The sequence below is a fragment of the Bradyrhizobium sp. CCBAU 11386 genome (assembly GCF_028128955.1).
GTDB lineage: Bacteria > Pseudomonadota > Alphaproteobacteria > Rhizobiales > Xanthobacteraceae > Bradyrhizobium.
Window position 1 is genome coordinate 1 of the sequence record NZ_LBKA01000245.1, and the last position, 21,309, is coordinate 21,309.

The window sequence follows — 21,309 nt, forward strand, 5'->3', positions numbered from 1 at the left end:
AGGCGCTGCAACGGCACCTTGAACTCGGTGTCCTCGTTGCGCCTGCTGATCTCCAGCAGCTGGTTGCGGGTCAGCACCAGCTCCGAGACCATGGTCATCAGATGCTCCAGCGTATCCACGTTGACCCGGATCGACTGGTTGGCGATGCGGTCGCCCTCGGAGGCGCCCTCGTCGGCCATCGACTTCTTCGGCGCGGCCTTCTCCTTGGCGGGCTTCGCAGCTTCCTTGACAGCTTCCTTGGCGACAGGGGCCGGGGCTTCCGCGACCGGCGCCGGTGCAGGTTCAGCCTTGGCAATTGGCGCGGGGGCCGGCGCCTCAATGGCGGTCTCGCGGAAGGCGCGCTCCAGCTCGTCGAGCGACACTTCGCCCGGGCGCAGCGGGCGCTCCAGGGTCTGGTCGATCAGCGCCCCCGTGGTCATCTCCTTGGCCGGCGCAGGTGCGGCGGCGGCCGGCGCTTCCGGCGCCAGCGCCGGGGCGTCGGCAACGGGAGCAGCAGCACCCGCCGCCGGCATCGGCTGCGCCGAGCCTGACATTGCGGCCATGCCCTGCTCGACCATCGCTTCCAGCTTGTCGATGAGATCGCGGTCGGTACCCTCCGGCTCCGCTTCGGTCGCCTCGAGGCCGGCCAGAATCTCCTTGATGCGGTCGATCGAGGACAGGATCACCGTCACCGCCTGCCCCGTCACCGGCATGCCGTCACGGAACTTGCCCATCAGCGTCTCGCCGGCATGCGCCAGCGCTTCCAGACGCGGCAAGCCGAGGAAGCCGCACGTACCCTTGATGGTGTGGACCAGGCGGAAGATGTTATCCAGGATCTTGGCGTTGTTCGGCTCCTGCTCGAACTTCACCAGCTGATTGTCGACGGTGTCCAGGCTCTCGCTGGTCTCCGTCAAAAACTCCCGCAACAGATCATCCATGAGCTACGCCTTACTGAGCTGGGCTTCGGCGCCTGAGCCACGCTTGGCATCGACGGAAGTCCGCGCGTGGATCGTTAGACATCCCCTTTCACGGTCCCGTTAATTTCATCCTCCGTGCTAATACGGATATTGAAGAGAACTTTGCGGGTCGGCCGCACGCGGCAGCGATTTTCGGCAAAACCGGCCCCGAACCGTCACGAAAGGAAGCGTTAGGTAAACGCGCCGATAACGCCGAGACGACGCGCGCGAAAAGTCCTGCTCGTGAAGGACGATATGCACGGCCCGCGTGGGATCGAAGCCGATCGGCCGCGATCGGGAGCGCTCTCGCGACCGTCGCGTCGTGCCCTGCCGGGATCCGCAAGGCCCGCGTTTGTAGTAAACAGATGCTTACCCCGCCGCCACGACGGCCTGCGCCGCGCTAACCCAGGCGCGCGGCCGAGGCAACGTCATCGGAACGGTGCTCCGCGAGGCAATCCTTGATGGCGGCGAGCAACGCGTGCGGCGTGAACGGCTTGCGCAGACAGCGTGCCGCGCCGAGCTCGAGCGCCATCCGGAGGAAATCGGGAGCGGGTGAATTCAGATTTGCGAAAGCGTAGCCGGACATCGCGATCAGCGGAATGGTGGGCGCCCGCTCGTGGAAGATCCTGATCGATTCGAAGCCGCGCATGTGCGGCATGAAGATGTCGATGATCATCAGATCGAAATGCTCGTGTTCGAGGGCGCGCAGTCCGACCTCGCCTCCTTCGGCAATCGTCACCCGAAAATGATTTCGCTGGAGATAGACCTCGATGGCCATGCACACCATCGGGTCGTCGTCGACAACGAGAATATGGTGCAGACTTTCTGTCCCCGTTTGAGCTTCCAGTTTCGGCGATTCAATAATTGAACCGTGGGGCACGCCTTTCTCCTCTGGTTGGGATCGAAGAATTGACAGTCGCAAACATCTTTGGCGGAGCCAGGAAAACGAAAACGACGGATGCGAAATCTGCAGCCATGCGGCGCCATGGTTCGGAGCGATGTCCGGTTGCTGTAACCGCTCGTCCGATAGACGAGGCTGCGCGGACTGACCGGCGTCCGATCGCAGCGCGGATACAGTGCTGCCGGTCATGAAGGCCCCCCTGCCGCTTTTTCCTGCGCACCCTCGCAGGACTGGCGCGAAAGTTCCCGAGCGAATCAGCGCGCAGTACTTATTTCCGCCGTAAATGCGGCAGCCTGTCTGCCCTCTAACGGGTATATGGACAGCTACACAACCTGTACAATATGCTCTATTGCCGTGCAATTTGACCGACGAAACGGGCGCGGCGTCGATCGTAGATTGAACGCGCCGGAATTGATCCTGCATGACCGCGAGCGGCTCCCCGCCCAATCAGTTGCTGCAAATGCTCGATGCGGCGGATTTCAACCTGCTGCGCCCCCATCTCGCGACAGTCGAAATGGTCAGGGAATCTGTCTTGGGCGAGGCGGGCGCCGCATTGAGATACGTCTACTTCCCGCACGGCGGATCCGTTTCGATCACGCTGGGCTTGTCCGAAGGACAAATGATCGAGATCGCGATGCTGGGGCGCGACAGCGTCGTGGGCGGCGGCGCGGCGCTTGCCGACGGCGTCGCGCCGACGGACGCGGTCGTGCTCTTCCCCGGCACGGCTTCCATGCTTTGAAATCGCGGCTTTCCGGACGATCGCCGCCGCGAGCGTCCCGTTTCGAAGTCTGATGGTGCGTCATGAGCAGGTTCTGCTCGCACATGCGCAGCAATCGCTGCTCTGCAACACGCTGCACCCGGTCGAGGCCCGGCTGACGCGCTGGCTCTTGCGGGCCCACGACCTCTCCGACAGCGCGATCCTCCCGCTGACACAGGAGGCGCTGGCACAGATGATAGGCGTGCGGCGCAACGCCATTTCTCTCGTCGCGCATGCGCTGCAGCGGGCTGGCATCATTCGCTACACCCGCGGGCAGATCGAAATCATCGACCTGCGCGCGCTGGAGGCGACGTCCTGCGACTGCTATGCGACGGTCAAGGCCTTCCATTCACGCCTGCTCGGAGCGCCGCGGTGACGAGAGCTCGACGCGGCCGATCTGCATGCCGAGGTGCACACAGCGTCGCAGGGGTGACGCCGCACCCGGACATCTTGTCTCAATTGCCTATATATCCCGACGGGAACATGATGGAGCTTACCCGTGCCGGGATCGGCAAATTCGCTCTCGCAAGTCCCTGCCTGACGAGACGGGAGGCAGCTTTGGAAACGATGGCGCGTCCCTCCAACGGTTTCCTGTCCGCGCTGTCGGCGGACGATTATGAGTTGATCCGCCCGTACCTGCGCACGGTCGATCTGCCGCACGAGGCCGTGCTGGTCGAGGCCGGCGAGACGCTCAAGCGCGCCTTCTTTCCCCACCGCGGTGTCATCTCGCTGGTGGTGAAGCTCGCCAAGGGCGAGCACGTGCAGGTCGCCATGATCGGCCGCGACAGCCTGCTCGGCACGCTCTCGACCATGGGCGATACATGCGCGCTGAACACGGCAATCATGCTGATTCCCGGCGTCGCGTCGGTGATGGATCTCGACCGGCTGCGCATCGCGGCCGACCAGAGCGGCACCCTGCGGGCGTTGCTCACGCGCCACGGGCTGGCGGTTTACGCGCAGGTCCAGCAGACCGCGGGCTGCAACGCCGCCCACCCGGTGGAATCGCGGCTATCGCGCTGCCTGTTGCACACCCATGATCTGTCGGGCGACTACCGGCTGCTGCTGACCCAGGAGGCCATGGCGCAGATGATCGGGGCGCGGCGCAACAGCGTGTCGCTGGTCGCCAACACCTTGCAGCAGGCCAATTTCATCCACTACAGCCGCGGGCACATCCAGATCCTGAACCTGGACGGCCTGCGCCAGACCGCGTGCGAATGCTACGCCACCGTGAAGGCCCAGTACGACCGCCTGCTCGGCCAGCGCTGACCGGCGCCGTCGCGTGGTAAACCTGCAGCTAATGCCGGCCTGCAAACACCCGCCGTCCTGCTACCGGAACTGAAATTCAAATGCCGTAGACACGGGCCGAACCTCGCGCCGGACGCGCCGCGCGACAAACGAACCGTGATCAAGGCAGGCAAAGCCATGCTTGAAATGACCGTTGCGCCTGCGCAGGAAGCGCTCAATGCCGAGCCCGCGCGCGAGCCGGGCGCGTACGCGGCGCTGGTGCGCGAGATCGGCGAGGACGGCGCCGGCGAAGTGCGCGCCGTGTTCTGGAGCGAGACCTGCGCGCGCCTGCAACTGTTCCGCACGCTCTCGCTCGCGCAGCACCCCACAAAAATTGCGCGCGAAGCGCATTCGCTGAAGAGCGCGGCCGGGACGTTCGGCTATGTCCGGCTCGCGGCGCTGGCGCTGCGGCTGGAGAAGACCGCGGAGACGCTCGGCGAGGCCGAATTCAGTGATCTCCTGGAGCGCATGGATGCCGCCTACGCCGCCGCGCGCGCGCAGGAGCCGCAGGCATAACGAGACCTACGCAACCCCGCCGTACTTCTACGGTTTGGGATTTTCACAGATGGCTAATCATAGCTGGCGATAGTCGCGGGAAACCAGGAGGGTTTCCATGTTCACCTACGAGACTGTGGACCAGAAGGAGGTCCGTCGCTTTCGCATCGCACAGTTCAACGGCCGGATGGCGACGGTGAGGGCTGGCGAGTCGACGGTGACTGGCTTCGTGCGCTCGGTGCTGGAGCAGGAATCGAGCATCCCTCCCCGCTGGACCATCACGATCATTCCGAACGCGCCGAAGGAAGAGATCAAACCGCCGCGCCCCATCTCGCGCGCGCGTCCCTTCTCCGAAGACTATTTCTGAACGCGATCGGCTTCTCCGGCCCCGCGCCGCCACCGGCGGCGCAAGACAAGAACCTCAATCGATCGAATGCAGCAGCGCTGCGCGGACGAGGTCCGCGGTGTTGCGCGCACCGAGCTTGCGCATCGCCTCGGCGCGATGGCTCTCGAACGTGCGCGGACTGATCTGCATCCGAAGCGCACCCTGCTTGTTCGAATAGCCCTCGCTGATCAGCCGGAGTACCTCGCGCTCGCGCTTGGTCAGCCGCTTCTGGCCCGACAGGCCCAGGAATTCGGCGCTCGGCACGCGCTGCGGCTGCGGCACACGGGCGGCCTTCGATTCGGCGTCCTCGATCCGGGACGGGATCGGCGAGTCGCCCTTGTGGGGACCGGCAAGCTGCTTGACCAGGCCGCAAACGCGCTCGGTCTGCGTCAGCGCATTCTCCACCACCCGCTGCAAATAGGCACGGTCGCCCGTAACCGGCGCGAACTGATCGCTGTGATGCTTGATCTCACCCATGTAGAGCAGGAGCGCAGTCAGGGGGCCGTTGAGCTCGCGGGCGATGGCGGCGGCCATCTCGTCGGCGGCCTTGGCGCGGGCGGCGTTCAGGCGGACGAAATCGAGCTCTTCAGCCGGAGCAGTGCTGCTTTCGTACCATTCCGACGGCCCCGAATCGGTCGCCGTATCGTTCTGTGACCCCATGTGACCTGTTTAGCGGAACCCGGGCCGATCTGTGGTTAACTTTTTGCTCCGTAAGACTACGGTAATTTTGGCAGTTTTGCGCTGAAATGCCGACATCGGCACAATTTATGCTTGCACGAAGCCGACTTTGACCATGCAAAGGTTGAGAATTTCGCCCAAATCCCGGGCAAACGGGGCCGAAGCCTCCTTAACCGCCGTCTCCACAGACGGTCGTCCGCCGCCCCCGGATTTTACGGATAAATTAACGGCGACTTGCTTCTCTAGATCCGATTGAGAGCGCGCAAATGCCTCCATGCATTGGGCCGGTAGGCTTGCTGGAATCGTTGCGGAAGATTGCGTGCCATGAACGAGATCGATCGGCTGTCGGAATTCTTGCAGCGGCTGACGCCGCTCTCACGCAGCTGTCTGCTCAGCGAGCTCGAGCGGCTCGAGCTGTGCGGCATCGACATGCCCGGCTCGGCCGACGTCCAGGCCCGCCTGCGCGCCGAGTTTCGCAAGGACGGATCGACCCAGGCGCGCGCCACCAGCCCCTCGCGTTATTTCTTCGCGCCGCTCGAGCTGCTGCTGATCGACGGCGCACCCGAGCACGCCAATATGGGGCGAATTTCGCGCAACACCCTCACCCCGATCTGGGAGTGGATCTGCCGCGACCTGCTGCCGACCATGGCGCGCGACTACATCAAGGCGATCAACGACCAGGTCGCCGCCAACAACCCGAAGGAAGTGCTGAAGATCGCGTCGACCTTCCAGACCAAGGTCGTCAAGGTCCTCGAGAACACCCTCGCATCAGTGGAGAGCACCGAGTTCGCCCGCGGCAAGCTCGCGCAATACACGGCTTCGCGCAGCGCCTTCGACGACGTCAAGAAGATGCAGCAGGTGCTGCGCGCCGGCGCCGCGCTGCCGAAGTTCAACGAAAAGCTGCCCGAGAAGATCGCGAAATTCGACGACGGCCAGGTCGCCCAGATCACCGCGCAGCTCGATGCCTTCAAGAAGGCTCATCCCGAGGCGCTGCCCTTCGCGCTGGCGCTGGTGGCGCGGCGGCTGAAGACGTCCTGGCAATTGGTGCGCCTCGCCACCAGGGCCGCCGCGAGCAAGAGCGCGGCCGACGTCGCCGCCACGCCCTATGCCTGCGTCGTTGCCATGGTGCTCGACCGGCTCGACGACAAGCGCCTCGCTCTCAGGATCGCGCTCCGGCACAACCGGGTGCTGGTCGCCCGCGACCTGCTCGCCGAAATCTACGACACCGAATATGCGCTCAAGGTCCGCATCGACGGCATCGAACATTGCGAATGGGGCGTCCGCCTCCAGCAATTGATGGACGCGATCGCGGCGCTGGTGGCCGCCGAGGTGAGCCGCTTCCCGGACAATGTCGGACACATTCTCGGCTCGCGCCGGCTACGCAGCCACGATACGCTCGGCGGCAAGCTGTCCTACCTGGCCTGGAAGGGACGCGACGCCGTGCAGGACGGCGCGGCGGCGTTTCGCAAATTGATCGGACAGACCTGACATCCGGCCGCGCAATCAATGCGCGCGCGGCAGGCACAGGAAGCGATCGAGAAATCGCCCTGACAGCACGAACCTGAACCACCAATACAATATTCGCCGCGTCGTCATTGCTGCGATCCTCGACAGCCCACCACCGGCTGCCTGGAGCAATAGCGCAGGTGCAGCAAGCCGCATGTGATCTGTTTCACACTTGCGCCGTCGCGGCCGCGCGCATTGTCGCAGAACCGTCACGAGCGGAGGCGGAACTTGCGCGCATCGCGCGAAAATGAGTTCTTCGGCCGTAGCCGTCGCTCCTATTCTCCGGTGCACTGCGTGCACATTGGGAAGGAATTCGCGATGAGATCGAACCGACGGATATTGACGATGGCGGCCCTGCTTGCGGGCGCGCTGGCGCTCACATCGACAACGATGGCGCAGACCTCGCCGCCGCAAGGCAATGCCGCGCCGACCGCCGACAACGCGGTGCTGCTCACCGTCTTCTTCAAGCACGACCAGTCCCGCCCGCTCGACGAGCTGAATGCGCAGCTCGACAAGCAGGGATTCCGCAAGGCGTTTCCGCCGCCCGGAATCGAGGTCGTGAGCTGGTACGTGATGATGGGCATCGGCCAGGTGATAACGCTGCGGCTGCCGGCCTCGCGACTGCGCGAAGTCAATCGCGTCATCGAGGATACCGCGTGGGGCGCGTACCGCACCGAGTTCTATCCGACCTATGACTACAAGGCGGTCGGCATGGCTCAGCACGACAAGGCCACAGGCAATTGAAGACCATCGTTATTCAATTGGGCGAAGCGCGAACGGCGTCGTCCAATTGCAGGACACCGGCCTTGCTCTCGCACCGGCCGCAGCTTTCAAAAAATCTCTCGCGATGACCGTGTCATGCGTCCGTCACACGCGGTCAGACGTAAAGACTTCTCGAACGAGATCCGAACAATTTTAGGAATGATGAGGGCTTTAACGTTACCCAGATAATCCGACAATCGACTGAAGCCCTCCATATTTGAAACTGCTCCCATCGCTAACACCGTCGCCGAACGGGAGTGGCTTGAGATGAACGATCAAATTGTAGAACTCGCCGGACGAAGGCCCAAAACCTTCGGGCGGCGAAAGGTAACGCCGCGCGCTTGCGTCGCCGACGGCAAGCGCCATCTGCGTGCTTTCCTCGCCGAGGTGCTGGAGGATCTCGGCTTCGTCACGACCGAATGCGCCAGCGCGGAGGAGCTGCAAACCGTGCTGACGAGCGAATTGCCGGACCTGATCCTGCTCGGAATCGCCGCCGACGGCATCGAGCCCGGGACATTTCTGCAGACGCTGGTGCGCGAGGCCTTCGACGGCAAGGTTCTCGCCGTCGGCGCCCGCGAGTCGATCATCGTCAGGGCCGTGCAGCAGGTCGGCGAGGAATATGGCCTTGCGATGCTGCCGCCGCTGACCACGCCCTTTGCCGCCGAGACGCTGCGCGAGCGCGTCGCGATGCTGCTGCCGGAGGAGCCGGCGCCGAGCCCGGCCGTGCATGTCGGCGAGGCCCTGCATGCCGGCTGGCTCGAGCTGTGGTACCAGCCCAAGATCGACGCGCGGACGCTGATCCGCAGCGGCGCCGAGGCGCTGGTGCGGATGCGCCACCCGACCTGGGGCGTGGTGCCGCCCGCCTATTTCGTTCCCGAGGCACACGATCCGCATCTGCGCGATCTCTCGGAATTCGTGATCGAGCGCGCCGTGCAGGACTGGCACTATCTGCTGGAGCAGCAGAGCCCAGTCGACCTCTCGATCAACCTGCCGGCCTCGTATCTGAAGGAGCCGCAGGCCGTGCGCGACCTCTGCCGTCGCATGCCGACGCATCCGGCCTTCGGCGGACTGACGATCGAGATCGACAGCGAGGAGGCGATCCGCGACCTCGATGTCCTCGGCGAGGTGGCGCGCGAAGTGCGCCTGCACAATATCGGCCTGTCGATCGACAATCTCGGCGCCAACTGGCCGTCGCTGATGGACCTGAACAAGCTCCCCTTCATCAAGCTGAAGGCCGACCGGCACTTCGTCACCGGCAGCGGCAATGACCGCCTCAAGCGCACGGTGTGCCGTCACATCGTCGAGCTTGCGCAGGGCTATGGTGCGGGCACGATCGCCGAGGGCGTCGAGAGCCGCGCCGACCTCGTCGCCGCGAACGAGATCGGCTTCGACCTCGTGCAGGGTTTTCTGTTCGGCAAGCCGATGCCGCTGAAGAAATTCGCGAGGAGCACGCTGACGAAGACGGTGATGGAGTGAGCGCGTTCGCGGCGATCAAGTTCGCGCCCGTGCATGATCGATTGCGTCGAAGCTTTTCCGGCGCACCGCGTGCGGGTATCGTGATCCCGCACGCGTTCGCCGTCATGCAAGGCAATTCGCAGACCTAGGCAGTTGCCGCGCGAACATCCGTCGGCTGCGGCTCGGCACGCGAGCCGTGCGACTCGGCCCGCTCGACGTGAAGCGCGAAGCCGCTCGCCGCGGGATGCTCGAACCCCGCGCGGAGCTGCATGCCCGGAATCAGGTAGTCGCCGCCATTTTGGCGCCGATAGGGAATGGGCGAGGTCGTCGCAAGTGTTCGCATCCTCTCGCGCAGACTTTCGGCAACCGCCTGGTAAGCGGCTTCGTCAAGCTTGTCGCATTTATAGACCACGAACGGCGGAAGAACCTCATATCCCGGATAATAGAGAATGCCGTGATTGATCGGGAACAGCAGGTCGTCGATCGGCCCGTTGATCCCTCGTGCCGAATAATGCTCCTGCCAGCCGCCCGCCGTCACGATCAGCATCGCGCGTTTGCCTGCCAACGTCCCCTCTCCGTAACGGTCGCCCCACCGCTTATCGCTGTGCTCGCCGACACCGTACGCGAAGCCGTAGGCGAACACGCGGTCGACCCAGCCCTTGAGGATTGCCGGCATGCTGAACCACCACAGTGGGAATTGCAGGATCAGCACATCCGCCCACAGCAGCTTCTCGATCTCGTCTTTGACGTCGGCGGTCAGCGTGCCGGCCTCGAACGCCTGCTTGGATGCGGCGGCAGGCGCAAGTCGCGTGTCCGCCGGCAGCGAGGGGAAGTCCGCGCGATCGACATCCGATGTCCAGCGCTGGGCGTAAAGATCCGACACCCGCACCTCGTGGCCCTGCGCCTCGAGGGACCTGACGGCAACATCGCGCAGCCCGCCATTGAGCGAGCGCGGTTCGGGATGAGCGAAGACGATCAACACTTTCATGATCAGCACCAATGATTGATGATTTCGCACAGCAACTAGCCCGACGGGCCGCAATCCGCTAGATATCGGCAATGGATAGGATTATGCCGAAAAATGGATAGATTGGAGGTTTCGCTCGATCGCATGCGCAGCTTCGTGCGGGTCGCCGAGCGGGGAAACCTACCCGCGGTGGCACGCGAGCTCGGTCTCGGCCAGTCGACCGTCACGCGGCACATTCGGGAGTTGGAGCAAGCGGTCGGCGTGCCGCTGCTCACGCGAACGACGCGCAGGGTGACCATGACCGACGAGGGGCGCCGTTACTACGCCGATTGCGTACAGATCCTGCGCCTTGTCGAGCAGGCCGGCGAAGAGGCACGCAGCACGCGCGGCGCGCCTGCCGGGACGGTACGCGCCTCCTGCACGGCGGCCTTCGGCGTTCTCCACGTCAGCCGTTTTGTCTTCGCCTTCCAGGACCGCTATCCGGACGTATCAGTGGATCTCAGCCTGACGGACGAACGGATCGACCTCATGCGCGAAGGTGTCGACGTCGCGGTCCGCCTGGGCCCGCTCACCGACAGTTCGATGAAGCTCAAGCCTCTTGGCCGGTCGCGCCGGGTGCTTGTGGCCTCACCCGACTATCTGGCCATGCGCGGCAGGCCCGCGCGCCCGCAAGATCTCGCCAAACACGAGGCAGTGGGGATGTCCAACATCGCCGGCAGCGATGTGCTGGTGCTGCACGGGCGCCGCGGCGGCCGCCATGCGGTGCCTTTGTCCGGGCGATTGCGTGTCGATCACGGGCTTGCCGCACGAGAGGCGCTCGCTGCCGGTCGCGGCATTGCGCCGGCCCATCTCTGGCTGGTCGGGGACCTTCTTGCCGCCGGCAGACTCGAACGCGTGCTTCCGGACTATTCGCCGCCTCCCGTTCCACTGAACATGCTGATCGTGCCGGAGCGGTCCGGCATCGCGCGGGTGCGGCTGCTGGTCGACTTCCTCGCCGAGCAGATCGCGCGACTGCCCGGGATCGAAAAGGCGCTGCCCGGCGGCAAGCAGACCTGATGGGGTGTCGTCATGCAAACCGCCGCGCGAAGAAGACGCAGGCGACCACGAGCGCGGTCGCGGCGATCATACTCCATGCGACCGGCTCGTGCAGCAGCAAGCCGGCGAGCGCGAGACCGAAGAACGGCTGGAGCTGCTGCAATTGACCGACCCGCGCGATGCCGCCGATCGCAAGGCCGCGGTACCAGAAGATGAAGCCGACGAACATGCTGAAGATCGAGACGTAAGCGAGCCCGATCCAGGCCGGCGCAGTGATGCCGCTCCATGTCGACGGCCAGGTCAGGATCGCGACCGGCACCATCAGCGGCACCGCAAGCAGCAGCGCCCAGGAGATCACCTGCCAGCCGCCGAGGCGGCGCGACAAAGCGGCGCCTTCGGCATAGCCGAGCCCGCACAAGACGATCGCGGCGACCATCAGCAGATCGCCGGTGATTGACGCCGCGCCGCCGTTGGAGAGAGCAAAGCCGGCCACCGTGGCGCTGCCGAGGATCGCGAACAGCCAGAACAAGGGTTGCGGCCGCTCGCCGCCGCGCAGCACGGCGAAGATCGCGGTCGACAACGGCAAGAGGCCGATGAAAACGATCGAATGCGCGGAGGTGATGTGCTGGAGCGCAAGCGCCGTCAGCAGGGGAAAGCCGACCACCACGCCGATCGAGACGATGGCAAGCGAGGCGAGATCGTTGCGCTGCGGCCGCGCCTGACGGAGCAGGCCGAGCACGGCCGCACCTATCAGCGCGGCGATGACCGCGCGCGCGGACGTCAGGAACAGCGCAGAGAAGCCGCCGACCGCCACGCGCGTCGCCGGCAGCGAGCCGCTGAAGATGATGACGCCGAGAAGCCCGTTGCCCCAGCCGCTGCCCACAGACTGCATATCCGCCTCGCTTTTTGGGCGGCGATACTCGGCCTTCCCCGGTAGCAGGAACAGCCACAATCCAGTACAATCCAGCCAAACTGTATGGGTATAGAAGGCAGTACACCTTGGACAATTGGGCGCAACCGAAGGGCCGGGGCGGCACCCGGACCGTTGACGTGATGAGCGCGATCCGCGCCAAGGTCGCGGGCCGCGCGCTCGGGGCCGGCGACCGCCTGCCGTCGATCCGCAGCCTTGCCGCGACGATGGGTGTTTCGCCCTCCACCGTCGTCGAGGCCTACGATCGCCTCGCCGCCGAGGGCCTGATCCGCCCCCGCCGCGGCTCGGGCTTTTATGTCTCGCCGACCGTCACGCCGCCGCTTGCGTTGACCGAGGTCGAGCCGCGCCGCGACCGTGCGGTCGATCCGTTCTGGGTCTCGCGGCAGTCGCTCGATGCCGACGAAAGCGTGCTCAAACCCGGCTGCGGCTGGCTGCCGCCGGAGTGGATGCCGGAAGAGGCCTTGCGCCGCGCCGCGCGCGCACTCGCCCGCACTGACGCGAGCGTATTGACCAATTACGGCTCGACCTCGGGCTCGCTCGCACTGCGCCGGCTGCTGCTGACGCGCCTTGCGGAAGACGCGATCGAGGCATCGGTCGACCAGCTGATGCTGACGGGCTCGGGCACGCAAGCGACCGACCTCGTCTGCCGTTTCCTGCTTCGCCCCGGCGACACGGTGCTGGTCGACGATCCCTGCTACTTCAACTTTAGCGCATTGTTGCGCGCGCATCAGGCCAAGATCGTGGGCGTGCCCTACACGCCGTCGGGTCCGGATATCGCGCGCTTCGAGCAGATCCTCACCAGCGAGCGGCCACGGCTCTACATCACCAATTCAGCGCTGCACAATCCGACCGGCGCGACGCTATCGCTCCAGATCGCGCACCGGCTGTTGACCGCGGCCGCGGCACACGACCTCACCATCATCGAGGACGACATTTTTGGCGACTTCGAGCCGGAACGCTCGCCGCGCCTGGCCGCACTCGATGGCCTCAATCGCGTGATCCGCATCGGCAGCTTCTCCAAGACGCTGTCGGCCTCGGTGCGCTGCGGCTACATCGCCGGGCGCGCCGACTGGATCGAGCATCTCGTCGATCTCCAGGTCGCAACCAGTTTTGGCGGCCCGAGCCCGGTTGCGACCGACATCATCGCCGGTGTCTTGGCCGGCGGCAGCTATCGCAAGCACATGGACGAGCTCAGGCAAAGGCTCACACGCGCCCGGCGTGAGGTGGCACGCAAGCTCCAGGCGCTGGGCATCGAGCCGTGGCTTGTGCCGCGCGGCGGCTTCTTCCTCTGGTGCCGCCTCGCGGGCGGACAGGATGCTACGTCCGTTGCGCGCGCGGCGCTCGAGGAGAACGTCGTGCTCGCACCGGGCAACGTGTTCAGCGTGTCGCAGACGGCATCGCACCTCATGCGATTCAACGTAGCGCAGATGAGCGATCCCAGGATGTGGGACGTGCTGCGGCGGGCGCTGAAGGCGAAACAGATCGACCGCTAGAGCATGATCCGGAAAAGTGCGCAGCGGTTTTCCGAAAAGATCATGCTCAAACAATGATCTAAAGCGCGATGACGATTCATCCCAATCTCATCGCGCTTTAGTACAACGGCTCCTCGTACACCGGCTCGCCGTCGAGCAGCAGCCGCTTGATGGTGGCGCGGCCCGAGGGCAGCACCGCGGCGACGACCCGCAGCTTCTGCTGGTTGCGGGCCTGCTCGAGCTTCTTGCCCTCGCCTTCGGGCACGAAATAGCTTTCGAGACCGTATTTGATGGTCAGCTTATCGCAGAAGATGGGGCTTGGCGAACCGCAGGAATAGCTGACGCGGCCGCGGATCAGGATTTCCGGAGACGTGACAGGAACAGGCTCGGCGAACACCGAGACCGCCTCGTAAAGCCCGTTGGCATTGGGCACGAGCTTGACGAACACGACGGTATTGCGCTCGGCGGCGGGCTTGCCGGCGAGTGCGCCTGCCGGCAGCTGCGAGATGTCGTAGCGCAGCACGACATAATCGCCGCGCAGGAGATCGCGAGGATCGACCGGCTGCGTCTGCAAGGTCACCTCATGGCCATCGCGCAGGATCTGCATGCGATCGGCAACCATCAGGACGAGCAGCGCGCATTGAAGCAGGATGGCGACGCCGAACAGCACGGCTTTCGGGATGCGCTGCCAGAGTTTTGTAACGGATGCGACCATCTCCATCATCGCCCGGTCCTCGGCAGCGCGCGATTGAGCGCGGTTGCAAATGCGACGGCGACGATTCCGGCCGCCGCAAGGAAGGCCGAGCGGCGCAGCAGCGAGCCCTTCACCGCCCAGGTGATGCCGGCGATGACGCCGGCGATCCCGAGCCAGCCGGCAACGATCCGCGGACGCACCTCGTCGAGCATGCCTGACACGACGAGGCACAGCATGGCGCAGAGCAGCGCGGCATAAGCGAACCAGGGCTCGCCGGCCGTGGATGCCGGCCAGAGCGGCGCCGCGAGCAGGACGAGCCCGATTGAACATCCTGCCAGGACTTCTCCTGCGCGCCGGGTGATTGCGGCGGACGCGAGGGCAAGGATCACGCCGGCACCCCCGCACAGAATGGCCCAAATCGGTTGAGCTGGCGCAGTGCCGGTCCGGAAGCGGATGATGTCGTCGACCGTCGTCACCTCCAGGAACGCGACGGCGGCCAGCGAAAACGCCCCGTAGATCGACAGGACGGCCCCAAGCCGCAACGCCCTCGGCGACGGTGCGGCCGCGATCGCGAGCCCGGCGCCGAACAGCAGGGCCGCGCCGTTCGCAAGCACGAATGACGGCTGGGCCCCGTCGAATTCGAAGCGAAACGACGTCGCGATCCACCAGGGAAGCACCGCGAGCGCGACGAGGTGGGCCGCGACGCGGGAATTCCAGGCAAAGGCCAGAGCGGCGGCAAGGAGCCACACCACCACGAACGGAAGATGCTGCGCGTCCGGCGCGTCGTAAATCCGCATGCAGGTCCAGATGCAGGCGGCCACGAGGGCGACCGCAAGCGCGCCGCGCGATTCGGTCAGCAGCGCCGCGGCAAGCGCGCCGATCGACCACAACAGCATGCCGCCGGCGAAGTCTTCGCCGAGATGATACATCTGCCCAACCAGCGCGATGCCCGCGCCGAAGATGATCGCACCGATGCTGGCGCAGAGATCGGCGAGAACCGTGCGACCCGTGCTGGCGAACCACGCCCCAAGCCCCCCTGCGACGACCATGCCGGCAATCAGGATCGCGAACCGCAGCAGCCGCGCGATCTCCGTCCAGTGCGCCGCGACGAAGGCGAGGAATGCGGCTGCGATCAACAGGCCGCCGACGATGCCGACGACCACGGCGATGTTGATGCCGGGCGAGAGCGGCGGCAGCGCATTGCGGATCGAGACGGCGGCCGCCGGCGCGATCACGCCGTCGGCTTCCCATTGCGCAAGATCAGCTTCGAGGCGCTGCCGGTAGGTTCTGTCGAACATCGTCGTGGATCACCTCGCTCCCGGCCCGGCGGGATGCTGTTGGTCGGGCCGCGACGGTAGCAGGTTCAACCTATCACTGCTCCGGCTACGGGACACCGGGTTGTCGATTGCTGCGCAATCAGCCGGCCAGACTCCGTTCGCGGATCGCCTGCGCACCCGCGAGAATGCCGCGCTGGAGCGCGCGTGCGGCCGGCGAGAGATCGCGGCCGATGCGCCAGAGCAGATAGAGCTCACGCTCGATCACGGGATCGACCAGCTTGCGCCAGGTGAGCACGGGATGGCTGGCCTCGGGCCAGGCGAGACTCGGCAGCGGCGCCACGCCAACACCGGCCTCGACCAGCGCCAGCAACGTCGCCGGATGCTCGGCTTCATGGATCGGCGTGCCCTGACCAAGCTCGGCGACACCGCGCTCGATTTCGAGGCGGATGCCGGTGCCTGATGCCATCACCACGAGGCCTGCTTTCGACGCCTCCGCCCAGCTCACGGCATCGCGCGCGCTGAGCGGATGATCGCGTCGCATCACCAGCGCGAAATTGTCGACGAGCAGGCGCGAGGCGTCGAGCTCGGGATCGTCGCCTGGGACATTGGCAATGCCGAGATCGACATCGCCGCCGCGCAGCGCCGCAAAGATCTGGTGCCGTGAAATCTCCTTCAGCGTCACCGCGACCATCGGATGCTCGCGCTGAAACGCGGCGAGCACGCGCGGCATCAGCCGCAACGCCACCGACGGCACGCAGGCCACGGTGACGTGACCGCGGCGATGTTCGCGCAGGTCGCGCAGATCCTGGAGCTGGCGATCGAGATCGGCGAGCAGGCGCTGGATGCCCGGCATGAAATCCGCCCCGACCTTGCTGAGCTGGAGTTTTCGCGTGGTGCGGTCGAGCAGCCGCACCCGCAAGTTTTCCTCGAGTTGGCGCACCGCCTGGCTGACGGCGGATTGCGACATGCCGAGCGCGCGCGCCGCCGCGCTGAAGCTGCCGGTTTCGACGACGCGAACGAAAGCGCGGAGCTGTTTGAGGTCGAGCTGATCTATCAGCATGGCTTATAAATATATCTCTCTATTCCGGATTGTTAATGAAATTCTCCAATGCAAGGATTTTGGGCGAAGACCGGGGACGATCAACAATTAGGCAGAACAGCGCGTAACCCACTGTTCTGACAAGTCAAAGGACTGGGACGTGATCAACAGACGCGACCTCATAAAATATTCGCTGCTGGGAGCGGCGACGGCGCCGCTGGCCGGTCTCAGCACCCCGGGATTCGCCGATGGCACCAAGATGGCGATCGCCGAGGCGCTCCGGCTCGGCATGTACAACTCGCTCTATGTCGCCGCGGACAAGGGATTGTTCGCCAAGCACGGCCTCGACGCCGACCTCTCCACCGCCGGGGGCATCGCGCTGCCGGTGCCGATCCTGCTCTCCGGGCGCGGCCAGATCGGCGTCACCAGCCCCGGTATGTCGGTCAACGCGGTCCGCGAGGGCGGCAAGATCAAGAACATCGCAAAGATCGTTGGCGGCGTGTCGATGTGGGGCATCGCCAAGCCCGACAGCAAGATCAAGACGATCGACGATCTGCGCGGCAAGACGATCGCGACGCTGAAATTCCCCTCCTCCACGATCCAGGTGCCGACCTTCGCGATCAAGACCGTCGGCAAGTTCGACCCGAAGGAAGCGGGCATCACCTTCCTCGAGCTGCCGCCCGGCGCGCAGGCCGCCGCGGTGAAGGACGGCCGCGCCGACATCGCCACCGCCTTCGAGTGGGACGTCAGCATCGCCGCCGAGCAGTTCGGCCTGGTGCCCGTGCTGTCCTTTGCCGACGTGCTCGGCCCGCTCTGCTTCACCACCGCGATGGCGACGGAAGAGACGATCGCGAGCAATCCCGCCGCCGTGCAGGGTTTTTGCAACGCGATCGCGGAAGCGCAGAAGCTGATGCACGAGAACAACGCGGTCTTCACCGAGGTCGCGGAAAAGTATTTCCCGAAGGTCACGCCATCCGTCGTCGCCAGCGCGACGAAAAACTTCTTCGGCTCGAAGACCGCTATCCCGCGCAACCCGACCATCTCCGCGGACGAATGGGACCGTGCGATGCAGCTCGAGCAGGGCGGCGGCGCGGTGCAATCCGTCCTTCCCTACGCCCAGATGGTCGACAACCGTTTCGCCGAACAGGCGACCAGGCAGTTCGGTCTGGCGTGATGATAGTGAATACCTCTCCCGCGCGCGAGCCGCGCTACGTCACGCTGCCGGCGCGGCCCGAGCCGCTTCGCCTCGCGGTCGACGAGACCGCTGTGGTCGTTGTCGACATGCAGAACGCTTACGCCTCGCCGAACGGCTATCTCGACCTCGCAGGTTTCGACATCTCCGGCGCCAAGGCCGCGATCACGGCGATCCAGGATGTGTTGACGGTCGCGCGCGGCGCGGGCGTTCCGGTGATCTTCTTCCAGAATGGATGGGATGCTGATTACGTCGAGGCCGGCGGGCCGGGCTCGCCGAACTGGCACAAGTCGAACGCGCTGAAGACGATGCGCAAGCGGCCCGAGCTGCAAGGCAAGCTGCTCGCCAAAGGCGGCTGGGACTACGCGCTGGTCGACGAGTTGCAGCCGAAGCCCGGCGACATCGTGGTGCCCAAGACGCGCTACAGCGGCTTCTTCAACAGCCAGTTCGACAGCATTTTGCGCGCCCGCGGCATCCGCAATCTCGTGTTCTGCGGCATCGCCACCAATGTCTGCGTGGAATCGACGCTGCGCGACGGTTTCCACCTCGAATATTTCGGCGTGATGCTGGAGGACGCGACGCACCAGGCCGGCCCCGACTACATCCAGAAAGCCTCCGTCTTCAACATCGAGACATTCTTCGGCTGGGTCTCGTCTGCGAGCGACTTCCGCCGCGCCTTTGCCCAGACCGAAGCCGTTCCAGCCAAAGAGGATACGCCATGACCGACCGCGCCATTATTCCGCCGGGCACCCACGCGCCCATCGCCCCGTTCTCGCCGGGGATGATGGCCGACAACGTGATCTACGTTTCGGGCACGCTGGCCTTCGACGCGAACAACGACGTCGTTCATCAGGGCGATGCCGCCGGCCAGACCCGGCACATCCTGGAGACCATCAAGCGCGTGCTGGAAACAGCGGGCTCGAGCCTCGCCGACGTTACCTTCAACTCGATCTTCATCACCGACTGGGCGAACTACGCCGCGGTCAACAAGGTCTATGCCGAGTATTTTCCCGGCGAGAAGCCGGCGCGCTACTGCATCCAGTGCGGCCTCGTGAAGCCCGCATGCCTCGTCGAGATCGCCTCGATCGCGCACAAGAGGTCGTGAGGTGGCCGTGCTCGACGCCGGCCAGGCCGCGGTGACGGGCGGGACACGCTTCAAGCTGCCGTCCGCGCTGCGCATCGCGCTGCTTCAGATCGCGTTGCTGGTGGCGCTGCTCGCGGCGTGGGAGCTCGCGATCCGCTTCGGCCTGATCGCCGTCTATCTCTACGGCCAGCCCAGCGGCATCATCGCGAAGGCCGGCAAGCTGATCGGCAGCGGCGAGCTGCTGCGCGACGCAGCGCTCACCGCCTGGGAGGCGATCGCCGGCTTCCTGATCGGAACGGTGCTCGGCAGCGCGGCGGGGCTGGCGCTGTGGCTGGTCCCGACCGGCGCCGCGGTGCTGCGGCCCTACCTCGTCGCACTCAACGGCCTGCCGAAAATCGCCCTGGCGCCGCTGATCATCGTCTGGTTCGGCATCGGCCTCTCCTCGAAGATCGCGATCGCCGCGATCATCACCTTCATCGTCGCTGTCATCACCGCGCTCCAGGGAGCCAAGGAGGTCGATACCGACCTCGTCAAGCTGTTGCGCTCGCTCGGCGCCAGCCGGCTGAAGACCTGGCGCACCGTCATCGTGCCCGGCGCGATGCCGTGGATCGTCGCAGCCTTCCGCCTCAATGTCGGCTTCGCCCTGATCGGCGCCGTCGTCGGCGAGTACATCGCCTCCAAGGAGGGCCTCGGCTACATGATCTACTACGCCGGCGTCCTCTACGACCTCAACGCCGTCTGGGTCGGCATCGCGACGCTGATGGTGGTCGCGCTCTTGATGTACGGCGCGATCGACCTGATCGAGCGGCGCCTGCTCTCCTGATCCAATTCAAGTCACTTCAATAGCTGGGACGTCATGGCTTTTGCACGCGGCGAGGACGCCGATATCTATTACGAGGTTCACGGGCGCGGCACGCCGGTCGTGCTCTCGGCCGGCATGGGTGGCAGCGGCTCGTTCTGGGCGCCGCAGCTCGATGCGCTTGCGGAGCGCCACCAGGTCATTCTCTACGACCACGTCGGTACCGGCCGCAGCGCTCCTGGTTGCCGCAGCATCGCCGGCATGGCCGACGACATCGCCTGCGTGCTCGACCACGCCGGCGTCGATGCCGCGCATGTGGTCGGCCACGCCATCGGCGGCATTGTCGGCATCGAGCTTGCGCTGCGTCACCCCAAACGCCTGCGCAGTCTCGTCGTCGTCAATGGCTGGGGCCGTGCCGACCCGTTCCTGCGGCGCTGCTTCGAGATTCGCAAGGCACTGCTCAATCAGTCCGGCCCGCAGGCCTATGTGAGGGCGCAGCCGCTGTTCCTCTATCCGCCGCAATGGATCTCCGAGAATATCGCGCATCTCGATGCCGAGGAGGAACGCATCCTGAAGCACTTCCCGTCCGTCGCGACGATGAACGAGCGCATCGACATGTTCCTGGCGTTCGAGGGCGGCAGGCGCCTCGCGACCATCAACGTGCCGACGCTGCTGTCCTCCGCCAAGGACGATGCGCTGGTGCCGGCCTATCTCACCCGCGAGCTCGCCGCCGCCATTCCTGATGCGCGCGTGCACGAGGTCGATTGGGGCGCGCACGCCTTCAGCGTGGTTACGCCAAAAGTCTTCAACGACACGCTGCTCGATTTCTGCAGGGAGGTGGATCGATGAATGCGCTCGCGCAGAATCTTTCCGACGCCGCGCCGATCGTGCTGCGCGCCGAGAATGTCGGCGTCACCTTCGATGGTCAGGGCCGGCCGGTCGAGGCGATCCGGAAAGTGGATTTCGAGCTGCGCCGCGGCGAGACGCTGGCGATCGTCGGCCCCTCCGGCTGCGGCAAGTCCACGCTGTTCAATGCCATTGCCGGGCTATTGCGGCCGACCCGCGGCCATGTCGAGGTCGGCGGGCGCCGCGTCGACGATGCCGCCGGGCATGTCGGCTACATGCTGCAAAAGGACCTGCTGCTGCCGTGGCGTAGCGTGCTCGACAACGTCATGCTCGGGCTGGAAGTCCGAAAGACACCCAAGGCTCGCGCGCGCGAGATCGCGCTGGAGCTGATCAAAGCCTATGGGCTCGCCGGCTTCGAGCACGCCAGGCCGGCAGCGCTTTCCGGCGGCATGCGCCAGCGCGTCGCCATCATGCGCACGCTCGCCTTCGATCCCGAGGTGATCCTGCTCGACGAACCGTTCTCGGCGCTCGACTTCCAGACCCGGCTTTTGATGCAGGCCGACGTCTCCCGCATCATCGCCGAGCGCGGCAAGAGCGCCATTCTCGTCACCCACGACATCGGCGAGGCCATCGCCATGGCCGACCGCGTGCTGGTGCTGAGCGCACGCCCGGCGACGGTGCGCGCGTGGCACGTGATCGACCTGCCACGCACCGGCCGCGATCCGGCGGCGTTGCGGACGGACGCGGCGTTCCAGGATTATTTTGCGAGGATCTGGGCTGATCTGGAGATGCCGGTGGGGGTGGCGTGACATCGG

22 protein-coding genes and 1 pseudogene are annotated in these 21,309 nt (G+C 65.4%); 15 read left to right on the forward strand and 8 right to left on the reverse strand.

Going from position 1 to position 21,309, the window contains the following annotated elements; all coding sequences use genetic code 11:
* Together XI09_RS28865 and XI09_RS28870 are read right to left on the reverse strand one after the other, a co-directional pair.
* A partial coding sequence (locus tag XI09_RS28865; RefSeq protein ID WP_271569855.1) for an Hpt domain-containing protein occupies positions 1-917 on the reverse strand: 917 nt, incomplete at its 3' end.
* 418 nt (positions 918-1,335) lie between these two features.
* A complete protein-coding gene (locus tag XI09_RS28870; protein WP_271569962.1) occupies positions 1,336-1,755 on the reverse strand; it encodes a response regulator in 420 nt (139 codons plus the stop codon).
* Between the two features lie 502 nt (positions 1,756-2,257).
* On the opposite strand from XI09_RS28870, the pseudogene XI09_RS28875 reads away from it, so the two are divergent.
* From XI09_RS28875 to XI09_RS28890, 4 genes and pseudogenes are all read left to right on the forward strand, one after another.
* A pseudogene (locus XI09_RS28875) lies at positions 2,258-2,969 on the forward strand (Crp/Fnr family transcriptional regulator).
* Positions 2,970-3,160: 191 nt separating this feature from the next.
* Complete coding sequence (locus XI09_RS28880) at positions 3,161-3,859, forward strand: Crp/Fnr family transcriptional regulator (RefSeq protein ID WP_271569856.1); 699 nt, start codon at positions 3,161-3,163, stop codon at positions 3,857-3,859.
* A gap of 156 nt (positions 3,860-4,015) precedes the next feature.
* Positions 4,016-4,393, forward strand: a complete 378-nt coding sequence (locus XI09_RS28885) for an Hpt domain-containing protein (RefSeq protein ID WP_271569963.1) — start codon at positions 4,016-4,018, stop codon at positions 4,391-4,393.
* Positions 4,394-4,490: 97 nt separating this feature from the next.
* Positions 4,491-4,739 carry a hypothetical protein gene (locus tag XI09_RS28890; protein ID WP_271569857.1) on the forward strand — a complete coding sequence of 83 codons (249 nt, stop codon included), beginning with the start codon at positions 4,491-4,493 and terminating at the stop codon, positions 4,737-4,739.
* 54 nt (positions 4,740-4,793) lie between these two features.
* Here XI09_RS28890 and XI09_RS28895 read toward each other — a convergent pair whose 3' ends face one another.
* The gene (locus tag XI09_RS28895) at positions 4,794-5,417 is read right to left on the reverse strand and encodes a helix-turn-helix domain-containing protein (RefSeq protein ID WP_271569858.1); all 624 of its coding nucleotides are present in this window, start codon (positions 5,415-5,417) and stop codon (positions 4,794-4,796) included.
* A gap of 342 nt (positions 5,418-5,759) precedes the next feature.
* Here XI09_RS28895 and XI09_RS28900 point away from each other — a divergent pair, with 342 nt between their 5' ends.
* The 3 genes from XI09_RS28900 (at position 5,760) to XI09_RS28910 (ending at position 9,179) form a co-directional block, all read left to right on the forward strand.
* Positions 5,760-6,923, forward strand: a complete 1,164-nt coding sequence (locus XI09_RS28900) for a hypothetical protein (RefSeq protein ID WP_271569859.1) — start codon at positions 5,760-5,762, stop codon at positions 6,921-6,923.
* Positions 6,924-7,259: 336 nt separating this feature from the next.
* Positions 7,260-7,685: a hypothetical protein gene (locus XI09_RS28905; RefSeq protein ID WP_271569860.1), complete on the forward strand. Its 426-nt coding sequence runs from the start codon at positions 7,260-7,262 to the stop codon at positions 7,683-7,685.
* A gap of 285 nt (positions 7,686-7,970) precedes the next feature.
* Positions 7,971-9,179 (forward strand): EAL domain-containing response regulator, encoded by a 1,209-nt coding sequence (locus XI09_RS28910; protein ID WP_271569861.1) that lies wholly within the window; start codon positions 7,971-7,973, stop codon positions 9,177-9,179.
* Positions 9,180-9,303: 124 nt separating this feature from the next.
* Here XI09_RS28910 and XI09_RS28915 read toward each other — a convergent pair whose 3' ends face one another.
* Positions 9,304-10,146 (reverse strand): NAD(P)H-dependent oxidoreductase, encoded by an 843-nt coding sequence (locus XI09_RS28915; RefSeq protein WP_271569862.1) that lies wholly within the window; start codon positions 10,144-10,146, stop codon positions 9,304-9,306.
* Positions 10,147-10,239: 93 nt separating this feature from the next.
* Here XI09_RS28915 and XI09_RS28920 point away from each other — a divergent pair, with 93 nt between their 5' ends.
* On the forward strand, positions 10,240-11,181 hold the full coding sequence (locus XI09_RS28920; RefSeq protein ID WP_271569863.1) for a LysR family transcriptional regulator: 942 nt from the start codon (positions 10,240-10,242) through the stop codon (positions 11,179-11,181).
* Between the two features lie 10 nt (positions 11,182-11,191).
* Here the strand turns inward: XI09_RS28920 and XI09_RS28925 are convergent, their stop codons facing one another.
* A complete protein-coding gene (locus XI09_RS28925) occupies positions 11,192-12,052 on the reverse strand; it encodes a DMT family transporter (RefSeq protein ID WP_271569864.1) in 861 nt (286 codons plus the stop codon).
* A 161-nt stretch (positions 12,053-12,213) separates the two neighbouring features.
* Here XI09_RS28925 and XI09_RS28930 point away from each other — a divergent pair, with 161 nt between their 5' ends.
* Entirely contained in the window at positions 12,214-13,584 is a 1,371-nt protein-coding gene (locus XI09_RS28930; RefSeq protein WP_271569964.1) for an aminotransferase-like domain-containing protein, read from the forward strand.
* Between the two features lie 97 nt (positions 13,585-13,681).
* Here the strand turns inward: XI09_RS28930 and XI09_RS28935 are convergent, their stop codons facing one another.
* The 3 genes from XI09_RS28935 to XI09_RS28945 form a co-directional block, all read right to left on the reverse strand.
* A complete protein-coding gene (locus tag XI09_RS28935; RefSeq protein ID WP_271569865.1) occupies positions 13,682-14,287 on the reverse strand; it encodes a GDYXXLXY domain-containing protein in 606 nt (201 codons plus the stop codon).
* Positions 14,284-15,555, reverse strand: a complete 1,272-nt coding sequence (locus XI09_RS28940; RefSeq protein WP_271569866.1) for a DUF2157 domain-containing protein — start codon at positions 15,553-15,555, stop codon at positions 14,284-14,286. Before XI09_RS28940 ends, XI09_RS28935 begins: the two co-directional genes overlap by 4 nt.
* A gap of 118 nt (positions 15,556-15,673) precedes the next feature.
* The gene (locus tag XI09_RS28945) at positions 15,674-16,594 is read right to left on the reverse strand and encodes a LysR family transcriptional regulator (protein WP_271569867.1); all 921 of its coding nucleotides are present in this window, start codon (positions 16,592-16,594) and stop codon (positions 15,674-15,676) included.
* Between the two features lie 139 nt (positions 16,595-16,733).
* Here XI09_RS28945 and XI09_RS28950 point away from each other — a divergent pair, with 139 nt between their 5' ends.
* The 6 genes from XI09_RS28950 to XI09_RS28975 are packed head-to-tail and all read left to right on the forward strand — an operon-like array spanning position 16,734 to position 21,303.
* Complete coding sequence (locus tag XI09_RS28950; protein ID WP_271569868.1) at positions 16,734-17,747, forward strand: ABC transporter substrate-binding protein; 1,014 nt, start codon at positions 16,734-16,736, stop codon at positions 17,745-17,747.
* Positions 17,748-17,752: 5 nt separating this feature from the next.
* Positions 17,753-18,487, forward strand: a complete 735-nt coding sequence (gene rutB / locus XI09_RS28955) for a pyrimidine utilization protein B (protein WP_271569869.1) — start codon at positions 17,753-17,755, stop codon at positions 18,485-18,487.
* Positions 18,484-18,870, forward strand: a complete 387-nt coding sequence (rutC, locus tag XI09_RS28960) for a pyrimidine utilization protein C (protein ID WP_271569870.1) — start codon at positions 18,484-18,486, stop codon at positions 18,868-18,870. Before rutB ends, rutC begins: the two co-directional genes overlap by 4 nt.
* Position 18,871: 1 nt before the next feature.
* Positions 18,872-19,672 (forward strand): ABC transporter permease, encoded by an 801-nt coding sequence (locus XI09_RS28965; protein WP_271569871.1) that lies wholly within the window; start codon positions 18,872-18,874, stop codon positions 19,670-19,672.
* A 33-nt stretch (positions 19,673-19,705) separates the two neighbouring features.
* Positions 19,706-20,497, forward strand: coding sequence for a pyrimidine utilization protein D (rutD, locus tag XI09_RS28970; RefSeq protein WP_271569872.1), 792 nt, complete (start codon positions 19,706-19,708; stop codon positions 20,495-20,497).
* Positions 20,494-21,303: an ABC transporter ATP-binding protein gene (locus XI09_RS28975; RefSeq protein ID WP_271569873.1), complete on the forward strand. Its 810-nt coding sequence runs from the start codon at positions 20,494-20,496 to the stop codon at positions 21,301-21,303. The genes rutD and XI09_RS28975 overlap by 4 nt, the downstream gene beginning before the upstream one ends.
* Positions 21,304-21,309 lie beyond the last annotated feature (6 nt).